Below are 1,641 nucleotides of genomic sequence, written 5' to 3'. Positions count from 1 at the left end.
GGGGGTGGGGGCGATGCCGGACGCGTCACGCGCGCACTCGCGGGAGGCGAGGGCGACGCCGGACGCGTCGCACGCGCCCTCGCCGGGGGTGAGGGCGACGCCGGACGCCTCGCGCGCGCCCTCGCCGAGGGTGGAGGCGACGCCCGACGCCTCGCACGCGCCCTCGCCGGGGGTGACGGCGACGCCGGACGGCTCGCACGCGCCCTCGCCGAGGGTGAGGGCGACGCCGGGCTCCTCGCGCGGGCCCTCGCGGAGGGTGGCGGCGGCGCCGGACGGGGCGTGCGCGTCGTCGCGCCCGTGGTCGTTGTGCCCGTGGTCGCCGCGCTGGCCCACATCGGTCCCGCCGCGACCTGGCTGCCGGAGCTGCGGCGCCGCTGGTTCCCCGCGCTGGCCGGGCAGGGCCGGCCCGATCACGTCGCGCTCACCTTCGACGACGGCCCCGACCCGGAGACCACGCCCCGCTTCCTCGACGCGCTGGACGCGCTGGGCGTGCGGGCGACGTTCTTCGTGCTGGGCGAGAACGTCGCCCGGCACCCCGCGACGGCCCGTGAGCTGGTCCGGCGCGGCCACGAACTCGCCGTCCACGGCTGGTCGCACGACCGGCCCTGGCTGCCGTCACCGGCGCGGGACGCGCGCGAGCTGCTGCGGGCCGCCCGCGCGGTGGCCGACGTCACCGGCCACGCCCCGCGCTGGTACCGGCCGCCCTACGGCATCCTCACCTCGGGCCGCTGGGCGGCCGCCCGGCGTGCCGGGCTGCGGCCGGTCCTGTGGACGGCGTGGGGCAAGGACTGGCGGCACGACGCCACGCCCGCCTCCGTGCGGGCGACCGTCGCGGCGGACCTGCGCCCGGGCGGCACGATCCTCCTGCACGACACCGACCACGCCTCCGCCCCCGGCAGCTGGCGCGCGACCCTCGGCGCCCTCCCGGACCTCATCGCGGACTGCCGCGCGGCCGGCCTCACGGTGGGCCCACTGGCCGCGCACGGGGTGGGCGGGGCCCTACACGACACGCCCGCCGCGGCACCCGGGTAAGGACCGGGGCGAGTCCCCGCAGCCCCGGCGGGCCAGGCGGCACCCCGAACAGGCCGGACCCGCCGACCACCCACGACGCTCGCGCGCCGCGACACCTAGAAGAGAACCAGGGACGAGTCCCCGCGGCCCCGGCCCGTCAGGCGGCGCCCGGACGGGTCGGGGCCGCCGGCCGCCCACGGGGCCGGCGGGGCCCTCCACGGCACGCGCGCCGCAGCACCGGGTGAGGGGCACCCCGCCGCCCCGGTACGTAAGGCGCCGCCCCCGAACAGGCCGGGCCCGCCGGCCGCCCACGGGCACGGCACGGCGGGCGCGGGGCCCGGCTCGCGTGCCGCAGCACCCGGCTGACGAGCACCCGGGCCGCCCCGGTACGTCAGGCGCCGCCTCCGAACGGGCCGTACCCTCCGGCCCCCACGGGGTCGGCACGGCACGGCAGGCGCGGGGCCCAGCTCGCGCGCCGCAGCACCCGGCTGAAGACCGGGGCATGCCCCGGCTGCCCCGGTGCCTCAGGCGGCAGCCCGGACAGGTCGGTCCCGTCGGACGCCCACGGGATCGGCGTACCTCGGCACGGCGAGCGTGGGGCCCGGCACGGCACGCGCACCGCAGCCCCCG

Annotated in this window: 2 protein-coding genes; one reads left to right on the top strand and one right to left on the bottom strand. The window is 81.0% G+C overall.

Annotated features, from left to right (window positions below):
• On the bottom strand, positions 1-333 hold a 333-nt coding region (locus GTW67_RS04870; RefSeq protein WP_202436827.1), incomplete at its 3' end, for a hypothetical protein.
• On the opposite strand from GTW67_RS04870, the gene GTW67_RS04865 reads away from it, so the two are divergent.
• Complete coding sequence (locus tag GTW67_RS04865; protein ID WP_161163557.1) at positions 280-1,032, top strand: polysaccharide deacetylase family protein; 753 nt, start codon at positions 280-282, stop codon at positions 1,030-1,032. The two genes, GTW67_RS04870 and GTW67_RS04865, sit on opposite strands and share 54 nt — an antisense overlap.
• Positions 1,033-1,641: the final 609 nt, after the last annotated feature.

The organism is Streptomyces sp. SID5910, from assembly GCF_009862125.1.
Taxonomy (GTDB): Bacteria; Actinomycetota; Actinomycetes; order Streptomycetales; family Streptomycetaceae; genus Streptomyces.
Note: the sequence above shows the minus strand (reverse complement) of the source record. Positions and strands in the feature narration are given on the sequence as shown.